This window comes from Bacillus canaveralius, from assembly GCF_002860125.1.
GTDB classification, from domain to species: domain Bacteria; phylum Bacillota; class Bacilli; order Bacillales; family Cytobacillaceae; genus Bacillus_BJ; species Bacillus_BJ canaveralius.
Genome location: NZ_PGVA01000011.1, coordinates 41,529 through 59,751 on the forward strand (window position 1 = coordinate 41,529; position 18,223 = coordinate 59,751).

An 18,223-nucleotide genomic window follows, 5' to 3' on the forward strand; every position below is an offset into this window, starting at 1 on the left:
CAAAAAAGCAGATGGGTCGTCACCCATCTGCTTTTTATAAACGAAAATTATTCTGTGATTGTAGCAACAACGCCAGCGCCTACTGTACGTCCACCTTCACGAATAGAGAACTTAGTTCCTTCTTCGATTGCGATAGGAGCGATAAGCTCAACTGTCATTTCGATGTTGTCGCCAGGCATAACCATTTCTACGCCTTCAGGAAGGTTACAAATACCAGTTACGTCAGTTGTACGGAAGTAAAACTGAGGACGGTAGTTTGTGAAGAATGGAGTATGACGTCCACCTTCTTCTTTTGATAAAACGTAAACTTCAGCTTTGAATTTTACGTGTGGAGTGATTGAACCTGGCTTTGCTAATACTTGGCCACGTTGGATTTCTTCACGTGCAACACCACGAAGAAGGGCACCAATGTTGTCACCAGCTTCAGCGAAGTCAAGAAGCTTACGGAACATTTCAACTCCAGTTACCGTAGTTGATTTTGGCTCTTCAGTTAAACCGATGATGTCGATAACGTCACCAACTTTAACTTGTCCGCGCTCAACACGACCTGTCGCAACAGTTCCACGTCCTGTGATTGAGAAAACGTCCTCAACAGGCATCATGAAAGGCTTGTCAGTGTCACGGGTTGGAGTTGGGATGTATTCGTCAACAGCAGCCATAAGTTCAACGATTTTTTCTTCCCAAGCAGCATCTCCTTCAAGAGCTTTAAGGGCAGAACCTTTGATTACAGGAATATCGTCACCAGGGAAATCATATTCAGAAAGAAGGTCACGAACTTCCATTTCTACTAATTCAAGTAGCTCTTCGTCGTCAACCATGTCACACTTGTTCATGAAAACAACAAGGAAAGGTACACCTACTTGACGAGAAAGAAGGATGTGCTCACGAGTTTGTGGCATTGGGCCATCAGCAGCAGAAACAACAAGAATTCCGCCGTCCATTTGAGCAGCACCAGTGATCATGTTCTTAACATAGTCAGCATGTCCCGGGCAGTCAACGTGTGCATAGTGACGGCTAGCTGTTTCATACTCAACGTGTGCAGTTGAGATTGTGATTCCACGCTCACGCTCTTCAGGAGCTGCGTCGATTTGATCGTATGCACGAGCTTCTGCACCACCAGCTTTAGCAAGAACAGTAGTGATTGCAGCAGTTAAAGTTGTTTTACCATGGTCAACGTGACCAATTGTACCGATGTTAACGTGTGGCTTTGAGCGATCGAATTTAGCTTTTGCCATTAGGAAAATCCTCCTTTGGATATTAAAATTAAGTATATTTATGGGCTGTGAATAAGTTTAGGCTTTAGTCACAGCTCCATGCTTACATAGTAGTTATACTTTATTAAAGGGTGAAAATCAATTATTCACCTTTATTTTTTTTGATGATTTCTTCAGAAATTGATTTTGGTACTTCTTCGTAATGGTCAAAGTGCATTGAGAATGTTCCACGTCCTTGCGTATTTGAACGCAATGATGTTGCATAGCCGAACATTTCAGAAAGTGGAACCATTGCGCGAACAACTTGAGCGTTTCCGCGTGCTTCCATACCTTCTACACGTCCACGACGGGAAGTAACATCTCCCATGATATCTCCCATGTATTCCTCTGGAATGACAACTTCAACCTTCATGACAGGTTCAAGGATAACAGGGTTACATTTGGAAGCTGCGTTTCTAAGAGCCATTGATGCAGCGATCTTAAACGCCATTTCACTGGAGTCAACATCATGGTAAGAACCATCAAACAATCTTGCTTTAATATCTACTAATGGATATCCGGCAAGAACACCTCTGCCAAGAGCATCTTCAAGACCTGCTTGTACAGCCGGGATGTATTCACGAGGAACTACACCACCAACGATTCCATTTTCGAATTCAAAGCCTTTACCTTCTTCGTTTGGAGCAAATTCAATCCAAACGTGTCCGTATTGCCCGCGTCCACCAGATTGGCGCGCGAATTTCCCTTCAACTTGTGCTGAACTGCGGAAAGTTTCGCGGTAAGCAACCTGAGGTGCACCAACATTAGCTTCTACTTTGAATTCACGGCGCATACGGTCAACAAGAATATCAAGGTGAAGTTCACCCATACCGGCGATGATTACTTGGCCAGTTTCTTGATCTGTATGTGCTCTGAATGTTGGATCTTCTTCTTGCAGCTTTTGAAGAGCTGTAGTCATCTTGTCCTGGTCCGCTTTTGATTTAGGTTCAATTGAAAGCGAGATAACAGGCTCTGGGAATTCCATAGATTCAAGAATGACAAGATTCTTTTCATCACACAGAGTATCACCAGTAGTTGTATCTTTAAGACCAACTGCGGCAGCGATATCCCCTGCATATACTTGTGAAATCTCTTCACGGCTGTTCGCATGCATTTGCAGGATACGTCCTACACGCTCACGCTTGCCTTTAGTAGAGTTCTGTACATAAGAACCTGAGCTCAATGTACCAGAGTATACACGGAAGAATGTAAGCTTTCCAACATAAGGGTCTGTCATTACTTTAAATGCAAGAGCTGAAAATGGCTCTTCATCGCTTGAATGGCGTTCAATCACTTCTTCCGAATCAGGAAGTGTACCTTTAATTGCTGGTACATCGAGCGGAGATGGAAGATAGTCGATTACGGCATCAAGCATCGGTTGAACACCTTTGTTTTTGAAAGCTGATCCACAGATTACCGGGTAGAATTCAACGTTTACTGTACCTTTACGAATTGCCGCTTTCAGCTCTTCGTTAGAGATTTCCTCTCCACCAAGGTATTTCTCCATTAAGTCTTCGTCAAACTCAGCTACCGCTTCAATTAACTTTTCGCGGTACTCTTCAGCTTGATCCATGTATTCTGCAGGGATATCACGCTCTTCGACTTCTGTGCCCAGATCGTTGCCGTAGAATGTAGCTTTCATTTCAACTAAGTCAATGATGCCTTCGAATGCATCTTCAGCACCGATTGGCAATTGAATAGCAGCTGCATTTGCCTGCAAACGGTCATGCAAAGTTTTCAAAGAGTATAAGAAGTCCGCACCGATTTTGTCCATTTTATTAACGAACACAACACGCGGAACTCCGTATGTTGTAGCCTGGCGCCAAACAGTTTCTGTTTGCGGTTCTACACCGGATTGGGCATCAAGAACAGCTACCGCACCATCAAGTACACGGAGGGAACGTTCAACTTCAACTGTAAAGTCTACGTGTCCCGGTGTATCGATAATGTTTACACGATGGCCTTTCCATTGAGCAGTTGTTGCAGCAGAAGTAATTGTAATCCCGCGCTCCTGCTCTTGCTCCATCCAGTCCATTTGAGACGCGCCTTCATGAGTTTCACCGATCTTATGGATACGGCCAGTATAATAAAGCACGCGCTCAGTTGTAGTTGTTTTACCGGCATCGATGTGTGCCATGATGCCGATATTACGTGTATTGTCCAAGGAGAACTCTCTTGCCATTTGGTCTTTCTCCTTCCTAGTATCAATGTTTTAATTAGAGTGCAAATAATTCTACCAGCGATAGTGAGCAAATGCTTTGTTTGCTTCAGCCATCTTGTGTGTGTCTTCACGCTTCTTCACTGATGCTCCAGTGTTGTTGGCAGCATCAAGAATTTCATTAGCTAAACGCTCTTCCATCGTCTTTTCTCCACGAAGGCGTGAGTAGTTTACTAACCAGCGAAGACCAAGAGTTGTCCGGCGTTCTGGACGCACCTCAATCGGTACTTGGTAGTTAGAACCACCTACACGGCGAGCTTTAACCTCAAGTACTGGCATGATGTTTTTCAGTGCTTGTTCAAACACTTCCATCGGCTCTTTGCCAGAACGTTCGCTAATAATATCAAATGCAGAATAAAGAATTGCTTGTGATTTACCTCTCTTGCCGTCTACCATCATTTTATTGATCAGGCGAGATACCAGCTTTGAGTTGTAAATCGGATCCGGTAATACGTCTCTCTTTGCAACAGGTCCTTTACGAGGCATGGATGTTCCTCCTTTCAAAAAAAGCTTAGATTTAATAGATTATTTTTTAGCAGCTTTAGGCTTTTTCGTTCCATATTTAGAACGGCCTTGCATACGGTTAGTTACTCCAGCAGTGTCAAGTGCGCCACGAACGATGTGATAACGTACACCAGGTAAGTCTTTTACACGTCCGCCACGGATCAATACAACACTGTGCTCTTGCAGGTTATGCCCGATGCCAGGGATGTAAGCAGTAACCTCGATACCGTTTGTTAAACGAACACGCGCATATTTACGCAATGCTGAGTTCGGCTTTTTCGGTGTCATAGTACCAACACGAGTACAAACCCCGCGTTTTTGTGGTGAAGATACATTTGTTTGTGCTTTCCTGAAGCTGTTGTACCCTTTATTAAGCGCAGGAGATTTTGACTTTTCCTCTTTAGTTTTACGAGGTTTGCGCACTAATTGATTAATTGTAGGCATTGATTTTTTCCTCCCTTCATTTCTACATTTAAAGCCCACACATCCAGGTGGTTCATTTTAAAACAAAAAACAAAGTTCTTGCATGTATCATACTGCAAAAACAGTTTTTAAACGATTATTGCGACCGCTGAGGCACCCACTTCAATACCGCATGCCTTACCAAGTTTTTTCATGGAACACACATGGGAAATCGGTATGTCCATTTCCGTGGCTGTTTGCTTGATCTTTGCTATTACCCTTGGGTCAGCATCGTCAGCAACAACTAGTTCAATGGCTTTACCGGATTGAAGCGCCTTAACCGTCTGTTTTGTTCCTACGATAATTTTCTTAGCCTGAATTACTTTTTCATAAGACATTTATCATATCCTCCAAAGCACCAGGTAAATAGGAGCACCTTTGCTATATTAACATTTTGCTATAAGGATGTCAACATTGTAAAAGGTTTTTTTAAAAAGTTATATATCATAATTCTTTTTTTAGAAATAAAAGCGGTACTTACGGTGTGTTCGACCGTGCAAGTACCGCTTAATTATTAAGCTTTTTTACTCAACCGTTATAGCATCTTCAAGCGTATCTTCTTTAAGAAGCGGCTCCGCTTTTCGATACCGCTGCATGCCGGTTCCGGCTGGTACAAGCTTGCCGATAATAACGTTCTCTTTCAGGCCTAGAAGTTCATCGCGCTTGCCTTTGATCGCAGCATCGGTAAGAACCCTTGTTGTTTCCTGGAAGGAAGCCGCTGAAAGGAATGAATCTGTTTCAAGCGATGCTTTTGTGATTCCAAGCAATACCGGTCTTCCTGTCGCCGGAAGTTTTCCAGAGAGAAGTGCTTTTTCGTTTGCATCGGTAAACTGATGGATCTCGAGAAGCGTTCCTGGAAGAACATCGGTTTCTCCAGCATCGATCACGCGCACTTTCCGAAGCATCTGGCGGACCATTACTTCGATGTGCTTATCGCCGATTTCAACGCCCTGCATCCGGTATACCTTTTGCACTTCGCGAAGCAAGTATTCCTGAACAGCTCTAACATCTCTAACTTTGAGCAATTCTTTCGGATCAATAGAACCTTCCGTAAGTTCCTCTCCGCGCTCGACTCGATCGTTCACAGCCACTTTTAAGCGGGCAGTGTACGGAGCATTATACGTACGGGATTCCACTTCACCTTGAACGACGATCTCATGCTGGCGGTCTTTTCCTTCGTTAATTCCGACAACCGTTCCCGCAAGCTCTGAGATAACCGCTTGCCCTTTAGGATTCCGTGCTTCAAACAGCTCCTGGATACGAGGCAGACCCTGCGTAATATCGTCACCAGCAACTCCGCCTGTATGGAAAGTACGCATCGTTAACTGGGTACCCGGTTCACCAATTGATTGAGCAGCAATGATACCAACTGCTTCGCCAACTTCAACCTCTTGGCCGGTTGCCAGGTTGCGGCCGTAACATTTTTTACATACACCATGGCGGGTATTACATGTGAAAGCAGACCGGATATTTACTTCTTCAATATTAGCTGCAACGATCTCTGTAGCAATATCTTCGGAAATTAAGCCGTTTGCTTCAACAATCACATTGTTTGTTTCAGGATGCCTGATCGCATTTCTTACATGACGGCCAATTAATCGTTCCTCAAGAGATTCGATTACTTCCGTGCCGTCTTTAAGCGCTCTGATCAACAAGCCTCGGTCCGTTCCGCAATCATCCTCACGAACAATCACATCCTGGGCGACATCAACAAGGCGACGAGTCAAGTAACCTGAGTCAGCTGTTTTAAGGGCTGTATCAGCAAGACCTTTACGGGCACCGTGTGTGGAAATAAAGTACTCCAGTACTGTTAAGCCTTCACGGAAGCTGGACTTGATCGGTAATTCGATAATCCGGCCGGCCGGGTTGGCCATCAGACCGCGCATCCCGGCTAACTGGGTAAAGTTAGACGCGTTACCACGGGCACCTGAATCACTCATCATAAAGATCGGATTCGTTTTATCAAGAGATTTCATCAGCTTCGCTTGAATGTTATCTTTCGCAGCACTCCAGATTGAAATAACCCGGTCATAGCGCTCATCTTCAGTAATGAGACCGCGTCTGAACTGCTTTAAGACATTATCAACCTTGCCTTGCGCTTCTTGAATAATCTCCTGCTTTTCTTTTAATACAACGATATCCGCGACACCAACTGTAATTCCAGCTCTGGTAGAGTGCCTGAATCCAAGGTCTTTCATGCGGTCAAGCATTTTCGACGTTTCTGTGATTTTGAAACGTTTAAACACTTCAGCGATAATGTTTCCAAGGATTTTCTTTTTAAACGGATCGACAAGCGGCATTCCGCTAATGACTGATTTAACGTCAGAACCCGGCTCTACAAAGTATCTTTCTGGAGTTTTCTCCTCAAGATTTTGTTTAGTAGGCTCATTAATATACGGGAATGTCGAAGGCAAAATCTCATTAAAGATAAGCTTTCCTACAGTTGTAATCATCAGCTTTTTGTTTTGTTCTTCTGTAAATGTCTGGTTGTTTAACGATCCGGCATGAACCGCAACTCTTGTATGCAAATGGACATAGCCGTTTTGGTAAGCAATCAGTGCTTCGTTTGTATCTTTAAAAATCATGCCTTCCCCGACAGAACCTTCGCGCTCGACCGTTAGGTAGTAGTTACCTAATACCATATCCTGTGATGGAGTAACAACCGGCTTACCGTCTTTAGGGTTCAGGATGTTTTGAGCAGCGAGCATGAGAAGTCTTGCTTCTGCTTGCGCTTCTGCAGACAATGGAACGTGAACTGCCATTTGGTCACCGTCAAAGTCGGCATTGTATGCTGTACATACAAGCGGATGAAGACGGATTGCACGGCCTTCCACCAATGTCGGTTCAAACGCCTGGATACCAAGTCTATGAAGAGTTGGGGCCCGGTTAAGCAATACAGGGTGCTCTTTAATGACGTCTTCAAGCACATCCCAGATTTCTGGTGACACTCTTTCAATTTTGCGCTTAGCCGATTTGATGTTATGGGCTAAACCTTTTTCTACAAGCTCTTTCATCACAAACGGTTTAAACAGTTCAAGAGCCATTTCCTTCGGCAATCCACATTGATACATCTTTAAATTCGGGCCTACGACGATTACAGAACGGCCAGAATAGTCAACACGTTTTCCCAAAAGGTTTTGGCGGAACCGTCCCTGTTTACCTTTAAGCATGTGAGAGAGAGATTTTAACGGACGGTTACCAGGTCCTGTTACCGGACGGCCGCGGCGGCCGTTATCGATGAGTGCATCAACCGCCTCCTGGAGCATCCGCTTTTCATTTTGAACAATGATGCTTGGAGCGCCTAAATCCAACAAGCGCTTTAAACGGTTGTTACGATTGATTACACGGCGGTAAAGGTCGTTTAAATCCGAAGTTGCAAAACGGCCTCCATCTAATTGCACCATTGGACGAAGCTCAGGCGGAATTACAGGAAGAACGTCTAAAATCATCCATGACGGTTCATTTCCTGAACCACGGAAAGCTTCCAGTACTTCAAGGCGTTTAATCGCACGAGTACGGCGCTGGCCCTGGGCTGTTCTCAGTTCTTCTTTAAGCGTATCGACATCTTTATCCAAATCAATGTCGGAAAGAAGCTTTTTAATCGCTTCAGCACCCATCGAAGCCTGGAACTTATTTCCGTATTTATCACGATATGCCCGGTATTCTTTTTCAGAAAGGAGCTGTTTCTTTTCAAGAGCAGTATCGCCAGTTTCCGTCACCACGTAAGAGGCAAAGTAGATGACTTCTTCAAGTGCCCGGGGGGACATGTCAAGAACAAGTCCCATCCGGCTTGGAATCCCTTTAAAATACCAAATATGAGATACAGGTGCAGCAAGCTCAATATGGCCCATGCGCTCACGGCGAACCTTCGCTCGGGTTACTTCAACGCCACATCGGTCACAAACTACCCCTTTGTAACGGACACGCTTATATTTGCCGCAATGACATTCCCAATCCTTTTGTGGACCGAAAATACGCTCACAAAACAAGCCGTCTTTTTCTGGTTTTAATGTACGATAGTTAATCGTTTCTGGCTTCTTAACCTCACCGAAAGACCATGAACGGATTTTGTCCGGTGACGCAAGACCAATCTTCATATACTCAAAATTATTTACATCTAGCAAGGGGCCTACCTCCCTTTCGATCTCTAGGTTTTACCCTTATTGCTGAATCGGGATTATTCTTTGATTCCAACTTTTTCCGATACAGAGTCCTCTGGTTCCGGTGCGATCGTTAATGATTCAGCCTGCCCGAGCTCCTCATCATCTTCCGTGTCACGCATTTCTATTTCTTCTTCATCACCTGAAAGGATTTTAACATCCATACCCAAACTTTGAAGTTCTTTCATTAATACTTTGAATGATTCTGGAACACCTGGTTCCGGAACATTTTCACCTTTGACAATTGCTTCGTACGTTTTCACACGGCCAACGACATCATCTGATTTAACGGTTAAAATTTCTTGCAATGTGTACGCAGCACCGTATGCTTCTAACGCCCAAACTTCCATCTCACCAAAACGCTGTCCGCCGAATTGAGCTTTACCTCCAAGCGGCTGCTGGGTAACAAGTGAGTAAGGTCCAGTTGAACGGGCATGCAGCTTATCGTCAACCATGTGGGCAAGCTTGATCATATACATAACACCGACAGAAACGCGGTTATCAAATGGTTCACCTGTACGTCCATCATATAAAATGGTTTTCGCATCACGGGCCATTCCGGCTTCTTCGATCGTTGACCAAACGTCCTCCTCACGCGCTCCGTCAAATACTGGAGAAGCAACGTGAATGCCAAGGCTTCTTGCCGCCATGCCAAGATGAAGCTCAAGTACCTGTCCGATGTTCATCCTTGATGGTACCCCGAGCGGATTTAACATAATATCGACAGGTGTACCGTCTGGAAGGAACGGCATGTTTTCTTCTGGAAGAATTCTTGAGATAACCCCTTTGTTTCCATGGCGTCCCGCCATTTTGTCACCCTCGGAAATTTTCCGTTTTTGGACAATATAAGCACGGACGAGCTGGTTAACACCAGGTGGTAATTCATCGCCATCTTCACGGTTAAACACTTTAACATCGAGAACAATTCCGCCGCCGCCGTGTGGCACACGAAGGGATGTATCTCTTACTTCACGGGCTTTTTCGCCAAAAATAGCATGAAGGAGGCGTTCTTCGGCAGTCAGTTCAGTTACACCTTTAGGAGTAACCTTTCCAACAAGCAAGTCGCCGTCTTTCACTTCAGCACCAATCCGAATAATTCCACGCTCATCCAGGTTGCGAAGGGCATCTTCCCCGACGTTCGGGATATCACGGGTAATTTCTTCCGGCCCAAGCTTCGTGTCACGAGACTCTGATTCATATTCTTCAATATGGATAGATGTATATACATCGTCTTTTACAAGACGTTCACTCATAATGATTGCATCTTCATAGTTATAGCCATCCCATGTCATGAAAGCGACGAGAACATTACGGCCAAGCGCAAGCTCACCTTTTTCCATCGAAGGGCCGTCTGCAAGGATTTCTCCTTTTACGACACGGTCGCCGACACTGACAATCGGACGCTGGTTATAACATGTACCCTGGTTTGAACGGATGAATTTTAACATCCGATATTTATCAAAGTCACCTTTGACTTCCTGGCCATCAACTTCCTTGATTCGGCGCACCCAAACCTCGCGGGCTTCAACATGTTCAACAATTCCTTCATGCTTGCAGATAACCGCAGCACCAGAATCTTTTGCCGATACGTATTCCATACCAGTACCTACTCGTGGCGCTTCCGGCTGCATAAGCGGAACTGCCTGACGCTGCATGTTTGCACCCATTAATGCACGGTTAGAGTCGTCGTTTTCCAGGAACGGTATACAAGCTGTTGCAGCAGATACCACCTGCTTTGGAGACACATCCATATAATCGACGCGGTCTCTTGGAACGACTGTATTTTCTCCACGGAAACGGGCAATGACTTCCTCATCAAGGAAAGCACCGTCTTCACCAAGAGGGACATTCGCCTGGGCAACTACATAATTATCTTCTTCATCAGCGGTCATGTAATCGATCTGCCCGGTTACTTTTCCTGTTTCCGGGTTAACACGGCGATATGGAGTTTCAATAAAGCCGAATCGATTTACTTTTGCAAACGATGATAAAGAGTTAATCAATCCAATATTCGGGCCCTCCGGCGTCTCAATTGGACACATGCGGCCATAGTGCGAATAGTGGACATCGCGGACTTCAAAGCCTGCACGCTCACGCGTTAAACCACCAGGTCCCAATGCAGACAAACGCCTTTTATGCGTTAATTCTGCAAGCGGGTTTGTTTGGTCCATAAACTGAGACAGCTGTGAGCTTCCAAAGAATTCTTTGATCGAAGCAATAACAGGACGAATATTAATCAGCTGCTGAGGCGTGATCGTATTTGTGTCCTGGATCGACATTCTTTCGCGCACGACGCGTTCCATACGGGACAATCCGATTCGGAATTGATTTTGCAGCAATTCTCCGACAGAGCGCAAACGCCTGTTGCCGAGATGGTCAATATCGTCTGTATCGCCTACTCCATGCAGAAGATTAAAGAAATAGCTTATTGAAGCAAAAATATCTGAAGGTGTAATATTCTTCACCGTCTCTTCAACATAAGCATTACCTAAAACATTGATTTCTTTTTCCCCTTCATCATTCGGTGCATAAATCTTAATCGTTTGCATCACAATGTCATGATCCACTACACCGTCAGTAGCAGCGAAAGTTTTAAAACCAATATTCTTTTCTAAATGAGGAAGGACCCGATCCAGTGTACGCCGGTCTAAAGTCGTCCCTTTTTCAGCAATAATTTCACCAGTTTCAGGGTCTACAAGCGTTTCCGCAAGACGCTGCCCAAATAACCGGTTTTTAATATGAAGTTTCTTATTAATCTTATAGCGCCCTACATTTGCCAAATCGTAGCGTTTTGGGTCAAAGAATCGGGACACAAGCAAACTTTTTGCGTTTTCGACTGTTGGCGGCTCGCCCGGGCGCAGACGCTCATATATTTCTAATAGAGCTTTGTCTGTGCTTTCTGTGTTATCCTTTTCAAGCGTGTTGCGAATATACTCGTTATCACCAATTAAATCGATGATCTCTTGATCGGAGCCAAACCCGAGAGCACGCAAAAGAACCGTAACGGGCAGCTTCCTCGTACGATCTATTCTTACATATACGACGTCCTTGGCATCTGTTTCATACTCAAGCCAAGCGCCGCGATTCGGAATTACTGTTGCAGTAAAACCTTTTTTTCCATTTTTATCGAGCTTTCCGCTATAGTAAACACTCGGAGAGCGGACTAACTGGGAAACAATGACACGCTCTGCGCCATTAATCACAAATGTGCCTGTTTCAGTCATAAGCGGGAAGTCACCCATAAAGACGTCCTGGTCTTTTACTTCGCCTGTTTCTTTGTTTACAAGACGAACTTTAACACGCAAAGGTGCTGAATATGTTACATCTCGTTCTTTTGAATCTTCAACTGAATACTTTGGTTCGCCAAGACTGTAGTCAATAAATTCAAGCGATAGGTTACCAGTAAAGTCCTCAATCGGTGAAATATCCTGGAACATTTCACGCAAACCTTCATCAAGAAACCATTGATATGAAGAGGTTTGGATCTCAATTAAGTTTGGTAATTCTAAAACTTCACTGATTCGTGCATAACTTCTCCGTTGGCGGTGTCGTCCATACTGAACTAGTTGACCTGTCAACTGATTCACCCCTCAAATCAAGCGTTATAATTGGATCTATACCGTCTTACCGGGTACAAGTCCCTTCCGTAAGACAAAAAGAAAAAGGGTTTTTAACTCAAAAACCACATTTTCATATTACGAACTATTATTTTGTTATTTTCTCCTTAAACAACCAAATTTATACAACGATTGTTTAATTTAGCTAATATCCTGAATATAATATATTGGCATTTTATAATATTAACATAGTCAAAAATTTACGTCAATGTTTTTTTTGCTTTTATTATACAGTAACCCTTTTTCTTTTCGACTGTCTCAACTTCAGCGTACAATTCCTTCAATTTATCAATCGCTGACGGTGCCCCCTGCTTCTTTTGAATTACTACCCACAGTTCCCCTCCGGAAACGAGCAGGCTAAAGCTTTGCTCAAAGATGTCGTGAACGACTGTTTTTCCTGCACGGATGGGCGGATTGGTTAAAATAGCTGCAAAGCCGAGATCTGCAACATTTAAGAGCCGGTCACTCTCATAAATAGAAACATTGTTTACACTGTTGGCCGCTGCATTTTCTTTTGCCAGCGCAAGCGCGCGTTCATTGACGTCTACCATATGGACCGTTCTATCAGGGAAACTTTTCGCGATTGATAACCCAATTGGACCATAGCCGCAGCCCACATCCAATACAAGACCTTCCGGCTTTGGCATCACAAATGTTTCAATCAACAGTCGCGATCCAAAATCCACATCTTTTTTTGAAAACACTCCATTATCTGTCTTAAAGCGGAATGAGTAGCCTTTAAGGTTATAGTCCCAGTAATTCGGGTCACTTTCTACCTTTTGTGTTTTAGAATAGTAATGCTCTGACAAGAAGATCACCTCCAGCGGAGAAATGTCTTGAAGGGAAATGAGGCCTTATTGATTCGAACCGAATTATAAAGGATAGAAATATAAAAAGCAAAAATCCAGCTCATTTTTAGTTCGGCTATTTTTGTTAACATTTAAGAGGAAAAAAAGCCCGCTTTAAACAGCGAGCTTTTTTATAGTTTCATTACTTAACTTCAACGCCAGCTCCAACTTCTTCAAGCTTAGCTTTAACTTCTTCAGCTTCTTCTTTAGAAACGCCTTCTTTAACAGCTCTTGGAGTGTTGTCAACAAGTTCTTTCGCTTCTTTAAGACCAAGGCCTGTGATTTCACGAACAACTTTGATAACTTTGATTTTTTGGTCGCCTGCAGAAGCAAGGATAACATCAAATTCAGTTTTCTCAGCTGCTGCGTCGCCGCCGACAGCTCCACCCGCAACAGCTACAGGTGCTGCAGCAGTTACACCAAATTCTTCTTCGATTGCTTTTACTAAGTCGTTTAGTTCTAAAACAGTCATGCTTTTAACTGCTTCAATGATTTGTTCTTTTGTCATGATTTGTTGCCTCCTTATTTTTGGTTAATCTATTTTCCAGTTCCGGCCCATGTTTAGCCGCCTCTGCTTTTGTTACACTAAAACGAGAATGCTAACTTACGCGCCTTGCTCTTCCTTCTGGTCTGCAACAGCTTTTGTTGCAAGAGCAAAATTGCGGATAGGTGCTTGAAGAACGCTGAGTAGCATAGAAAGCAAGCCTTCGCGAGATGGTAGATCCGCAAGAGCTTTTACATCTTCAACTGTTGCGATTGTTCCTTCAATTACACCTGCTTTGATTTCAAGAGCTTCATGTTTTTTGGCAAACTCATTTAAAATTTTTGCTGGCGCAACTACATCTTCGTTACTGAACGCGATCGCGTTAGGACCTGTAAGAGCTTCGTTCAAGCCTGCAAGCTCTGCAAATTCAGCGGCACGGCGCGTCATGCTGTTTTTGTAAACTTTAAAGTCAACGCCCGCTTCACGAAGTTGCTTGCGAAGTTCAGTTACTTCAGCAACAGATAAACCACGGTAGTCAACGACAATTGTTGATTTACTTGTTTTAAGTTTATCAGTAATTTCTTCAACGATTTGTTTCTTTTGTTCAATAACTCTGTTCATCCTTACACCTCCTGTATTATCATTTGCATTCATACCGGGCAAATAAAAAAACTCCATGTCCCTTAAGCAGACATGGAGGAAGTATACAATAGCCGTTTCAAAAACGTCTTTTAAAATCTATCGTATGACCTCGGCAGGAAATTAAGCCCATCCAGGCACCTGCTGTCTGCGGTACAAATGTATTCATATATTCATAACAAAAAACATTATAATACAATGTGTTTTTGTTTGTCAACCTGATTATTTAGCTGCAGCAGATGAAGGATCTACCTTTATGCCAGGGCCCATTGTTGAAGCAACAGCAACGTTCTTCATGTATGTTCCTTTTGCAGCGGCAGGTTTAACCTTTACCATTGTATCGAAAATCGTGTTGAAGTTTTCAACAAGCTTTTCATTTTCGAAAGATGTTTTACCGATCGGAACATGAACATTCCCGTCACGATCAACACGGTATTCAACTTTACCAGCTTTAATTTCATTTACAGCTCTTTCAACATCAAAAGTAACTGTGCCTGTTTTAGGGTTTGGCATTAAGCCTTTAGGGCCCAATACGCGGCCAAGCTTACCAACTTCACCCATCATGTCAGGTGTAGCAACGATTACATCAAACTCAAACCAACCTTGAGTGATTTTGTTGATGTACTCAGCATCCCCTACATAGTCAGCTCCTGCTGCTTCAGCTTCTTTCGCCTTTTCACCTTTGGCGAAAACAAGCACGCGCTGGGTTTTACCAGTTCCATTAGGAAGCACTACTGCTCCACGGATTTGCTGGTCTGCTTTCTTAGGGTCAACTCCTAAACGAAATGCTACTTCTACAGTTGCATCAAACTTCACAGTGCTTGTTTTCTTTACAAGCTCGATCGCTTCGCCGACCGGGTAAGCTTTCGCACGATCTACAAGCTTAACAGCTTCTAAATAGCTCTTACCTTTTTTAGCCATTTTCTTTTTTCCTCCTCGAATGTGGTTTTAGCGGAATAACCTCCCACGAATAAAGGTTGCGAGTGAAACCAAATTCAGCGTCGCAACCCCGTCAATCCTATGCATTTTCAGCATGATTAATCTTCGATAACGATACCCATGCTGCGTGCAGTGCCTTCAACCATGCGCATAGCTGCTTCCACGCTAGCTGCATTTAAATCAGGCATTTTCGATTCAGCAATCTCGCGTACTTTATCACGCTTAACTGTAGCTACTTTATTACGGTTTGGTTCACCAGAACCAGACTCGATGCCAGCTGCTTTCTTAAGAAGAACGGCAGCAGGAGGAGTTTTCGTAATAAATGTAAAAGAACGGTCTTCAAAAACCGTGATTTCGACAGGGATGATTAAACCAGCTTGTTCAGCTGTACGAGCGTTAAACTCTTTACAGAATCCCATAATATTAACACCTGCTTGACCCAATGCTGGACCAACCGGTGGTGCTGGATTTGCTTTTGCTGCCGGGATTTGCAATTTAACTACCTTAATTACTTTTTTAGCCACGAGACACACCTCCTTAAAGTCCGTGATGTGGTAATAGGGATTTTCCCTCCCACTCAAACTTAGTCTTTATATCAATAAAGAACTCGACAAATGTCCAGTCTCTTTGTCCGAGACATACTGACCTATGAAATTCTAACACTTTTCGAAGTTAATTTCAAGGTTTTTAAGATTATAATTTATCAATTTGTGAAAAGTCCAACTCGACCGGCGTATCACGGCCAAACATATTAACAAGAACCTTCAGCTTCGCTTTATCTTTATCAATCTCTTCGATCGAGCCCGTAAAGTTTGCAAACGGCCCTTCTTTCACTTTCACCGTTTCTCCAAGTTCAAAATCAATATCGATTCGTTTTTCATCGACACCCATGCGTTTAAGAATGACCATAACTTCTTCCGGCAATAGCGGTGTCGGCTTGGAGCCAGACCCGGCCGAGCCAACAAAGCCTGTAACACCCGGCGTATTGCGGACCACATACCATGAATCATCTGTCATGACGATTTCTACTAACACATAACCCGGGAAAACCTTGCGTTTTACGACTTTCTTTTTGCCGTTTTTGAAATCCGTTTCTTCTTCTTCCGGAACAACCACCCGGAAGATCTTATCTTGCATCGCCATCGACTCAACCCGTTTTTCAAGGTTGGCTTTTACTTTATTCTCATAACCTGAGTACGTATGCACAACATACCAATTTTTTTCCATTAAAGAGGACTTGTATGTCCTTCCCTCCCCATCATTTATATAGTCAATTCTCATCGGCTCGCTCTAAGTTTGTAAAAATTTTTCCCAAATGAAAAAACCCGTTATCCGGGTTTTGCAATAATATCCTGCGTTATTTTCCATTATACCATGAGAATGCAGGGGTTATTCAAGAATTAATCGAATCAACTCTGAAATTCCTAAATCTAATACCGCAAAGAAAAGAGCAAACACTGTAACAGTTGCGATAACTATGATCGTATAGCGGATAAGCTCTCCCCGCTTAGGCCAGCTGACTTTCCTCATCTCACGGCCCGTATCACGGAAAAAATTAATTAAGCGCTGCATTTCGTAACCTCCAACTTTCAAGGAATACCTGATAAAATCTATAAAAAAATAAGTGCTATTTTGTTTCGCGATGAATCGTTTGCATTCCGCATGTTTTACAGAATTTCTTCAGCTCTAAGCGTTCAGCCTGGTTTTGCTTGTTACTCATTGTTGAGTAATTACGGGATCCGCAAACACTGCAGGCAAGAATAGCTTTTTTTCTCATTTATGGCACCTACTCATTGCATCTTTTGCGTCCTTAAAACTGTAACATGGCATAAAATCAGTGTCAATACAAGCTTCAGGCCGGTCAACGATTACAATGAAAATTCTCTGACTTCAAGATACCGCTCGAGCTTTCTTTTTACACGCTGCAAAGCATTATCAATCGATTTCACATGGCGGTTCAATTCTTCAGAGATCTCCTGATACGATTGGCCATCCAGGTATAAAGCAAGTACTTTCCGTTCCAGATCACTCAAAAGCTCTGTCATTTTCACTTCAATATGATCAAACTCTTCTTGATTAATAATCAGTTCTTCCGGGTCCATTACTTTAGCCCCGGAAATTACATCCATTAATGTACGGTCGGATTCTTCATCGTAAATGGGCTTGTCCAATGAAACATAAGAATTAAGCGGGATATGCTTCTGCCTTGTTGCCGTTTTTATGGCTGTAATAATTTGTCTTGTGATGCAAAGTTCAGCAAAAGCTTTAAAAGAGGTGAGCTTGTCCTCCCGAAAGTCGCGAATTGCTTTATACAGGCCAATCATGCCTTCCTGGACAATATCTTCTTTATCAGCACCGATTAAAAAGTAAGATCTGGCTTTTGCGCGTACAAAATTGCGATATTTGTGGATCAAAAAATCAAGAGCTTCGCTTTCACCTTTATGGACCAATTCTACTATTACTTCATCATCAAGCTGGGTATACTTTTCGTTGATTCTCATCCTGAAGTCAGTATTCACACAGATCCCCTCCGACTGAAAACGCATAGATAGAAATATTATACAGTACGTATTTTTTAAGCGTCAACCAACCTTATTGTCCCCGGCGCCATTTTTCGAAAATTTCTGCCACTTCCTGGCTAAGAGGGATTTTTGCACCCGGTCTTTTTTCCTGAATTTTTTTTACCTTTTTTTCAATTCCTTTTTCAATCATATTCATTTCTGTTAGCAGCTCCCGCGCCGACTTTCTTAAGGCGCCTTGTCCAAAAATAGCCCATTGTTCAGTGAAATCCGAGGTCGCTACATGGATTTGCGTTTTTCTGTTACTTAAAGAAATCGCCAATTTTTCAATCCGTTCATCAGCCGTTTCATTTTCCTTCGTAAAAATAACTTCAACCTTATAGTTTTGGTATTTTTTTTCGGTTCCCTGAACATAATGAGCATCAAAAACGACAATGACACGATATCCAGTATACGCTTGGTATTCAGCCATCTTTTCAACAAGATCATCTCTTGCTGCGGCTAAATCTTTCATCTTTAAACTTTTGAGCTCGGGCCAATCACCGATCATGTTATAACCGTCAACGATGAGGATGTCCAT

The 18,223-nt window shown here is 43.2% G+C and carries 17 protein-coding genes and 1 other annotated feature; all 17 genes read right to left on the minus strand.

What is annotated here, in order from left to right:
• Window positions 1-47: 47 nt before the first annotated feature.
• Entirely contained in the window at window positions 48-1,235 is a 1,188-nt protein-coding gene (gene tuf / locus CU635_RS05745; RefSeq protein WP_101576225.1) for an elongation factor Tu, read from the minus strand.
• Window positions 1,236-1,356: 121 nt separating this feature from the next.
• Window positions 1,357-3,435, minus strand: a complete 2,079-nt coding sequence (fusA, locus tag CU635_RS05750; protein ID WP_101576226.1) for an elongation factor G — start codon at window positions 3,433-3,435, stop codon at window positions 1,357-1,359.
• A gap of 51 nt (window positions 3,436-3,486) precedes the next feature.
• Window positions 3,487-3,957, minus strand: coding sequence for a 30S ribosomal protein S7 (rpsG, locus tag CU635_RS05755; protein WP_101576227.1), 471 nt, complete (start codon window positions 3,955-3,957; stop codon window positions 3,487-3,489).
• 39 nt (window positions 3,958-3,996) lie between these two features.
• On the minus strand, window positions 3,997-4,419 hold the full coding sequence (gene rpsL / locus CU635_RS05760) for a 30S ribosomal protein S12 (protein ID WP_101576228.1): 423 nt from the start codon (window positions 4,417-4,419) through the stop codon (window positions 3,997-3,999).
• Window positions 4,420-4,526: 107 nt separating this feature from the next.
• Entirely contained in the window at window positions 4,527-4,775 is a 249-nt protein-coding gene (locus CU635_RS05765; protein WP_101576229.1) for a 50S ribosomal protein L7ae-like protein, read from the minus strand.
• Between the two features lie 186 nt (window positions 4,776-4,961).
• The gene (gene rpoC / locus CU635_RS05770; RefSeq protein ID WP_101576230.1) at window positions 4,962-8,561 is read right to left on the minus strand and encodes a DNA-directed RNA polymerase subunit beta'; all 3,600 of its coding nucleotides are present in this window, start codon (window positions 8,559-8,561) and stop codon (window positions 4,962-4,964) included.
• 53 nt (window positions 8,562-8,614) lie between these two features.
• Window positions 8,615-12,175 carry a DNA-directed RNA polymerase subunit beta gene (gene rpoB, locus CU635_RS05775; RefSeq protein WP_101576231.1) on the minus strand — a complete coding sequence of 1,187 codons (3,561 nt, stop codon included), beginning with the start codon at window positions 12,173-12,175 and terminating at the stop codon, window positions 8,615-8,617.
• A 239-nt stretch (window positions 12,176-12,414) separates the two neighbouring features.
• Window positions 12,415-13,023, minus strand: coding sequence for a class I SAM-dependent methyltransferase (locus CU635_RS05780; RefSeq protein WP_101576232.1), 609 nt, complete (start codon window positions 13,021-13,023; stop codon window positions 12,415-12,417).
• Window positions 13,024-13,204: 181 nt separating this feature from the next.
• Complete coding sequence (gene rplL / locus CU635_RS05785) at window positions 13,205-13,570, minus strand: 50S ribosomal protein L7/L12 (RefSeq protein WP_101576233.1); 366 nt, start codon at window positions 13,568-13,570, stop codon at window positions 13,205-13,207.
• Window positions 13,571-13,666: 96 nt separating this feature from the next.
• Complete coding sequence (gene rplJ, locus CU635_RS05790; protein ID WP_101576234.1) at window positions 13,667-14,167, minus strand: 50S ribosomal protein L10; 501 nt, start codon at window positions 14,165-14,167, stop codon at window positions 13,667-13,669.
• A gap of 35 nt (window positions 14,168-14,202) precedes the next feature.
• Window positions 14,203-14,357 (minus strand) — a sequence feature (ribosomal protein L10 leader region).
• Window positions 14,358-14,407: 50 nt separating this feature from the next.
• On the minus strand, window positions 14,408-15,106 hold the full coding sequence (rplA, locus tag CU635_RS05795; RefSeq protein ID WP_101576235.1) for a 50S ribosomal protein L1: 699 nt from the start codon (window positions 15,104-15,106) through the stop codon (window positions 14,408-14,410).
• A gap of 116 nt (window positions 15,107-15,222) precedes the next feature.
• Window positions 15,223-15,648 carry a 50S ribosomal protein L11 gene (gene rplK / locus CU635_RS05800; RefSeq protein ID WP_019157072.1) on the minus strand — a complete coding sequence of 142 codons (426 nt, stop codon included), beginning with the start codon at window positions 15,646-15,648 and terminating at the stop codon, window positions 15,223-15,225.
• A 169-nt stretch (window positions 15,649-15,817) separates the two neighbouring features.
• Window positions 15,818-16,351: a transcription termination/antitermination protein NusG gene (nusG, locus tag CU635_RS05805; protein ID WP_101576236.1), complete on the minus strand. Its 534-nt coding sequence runs from the start codon at window positions 16,349-16,351 to the stop codon at window positions 15,818-15,820.
• Window positions 16,352-16,513: 162 nt separating this feature from the next.
• Window positions 16,514-16,696: a preprotein translocase subunit SecE gene (secE, locus tag CU635_RS05810; RefSeq protein WP_101576237.1), complete on the minus strand. Its 183-nt coding sequence runs from the start codon at window positions 16,694-16,696 to the stop codon at window positions 16,514-16,516.
• A gap of 55 nt (window positions 16,697-16,751) precedes the next feature.
• A complete protein-coding gene (rpmG, locus tag CU635_RS05815) occupies window positions 16,752-16,901 on the minus strand; it encodes a 50S ribosomal protein L33 (RefSeq protein WP_101576238.1) in 150 nt (49 codons plus the stop codon).
• A gap of 91 nt (window positions 16,902-16,992) precedes the next feature.
• Window positions 16,993-17,625: an RNA polymerase sporulation sigma factor SigH gene (sigH, locus tag CU635_RS05820; RefSeq protein ID WP_180955626.1), complete on the minus strand. Its 633-nt coding sequence runs from the start codon at window positions 17,623-17,625 to the stop codon at window positions 16,993-16,995.
• A 91-nt stretch (window positions 17,626-17,716) separates the two neighbouring features.
• Entirely contained in the window at window positions 17,717-18,223 is a 507-nt protein-coding gene (locus tag CU635_RS05825; RefSeq protein WP_101576240.1) for an NYN domain-containing protein, read from the minus strand.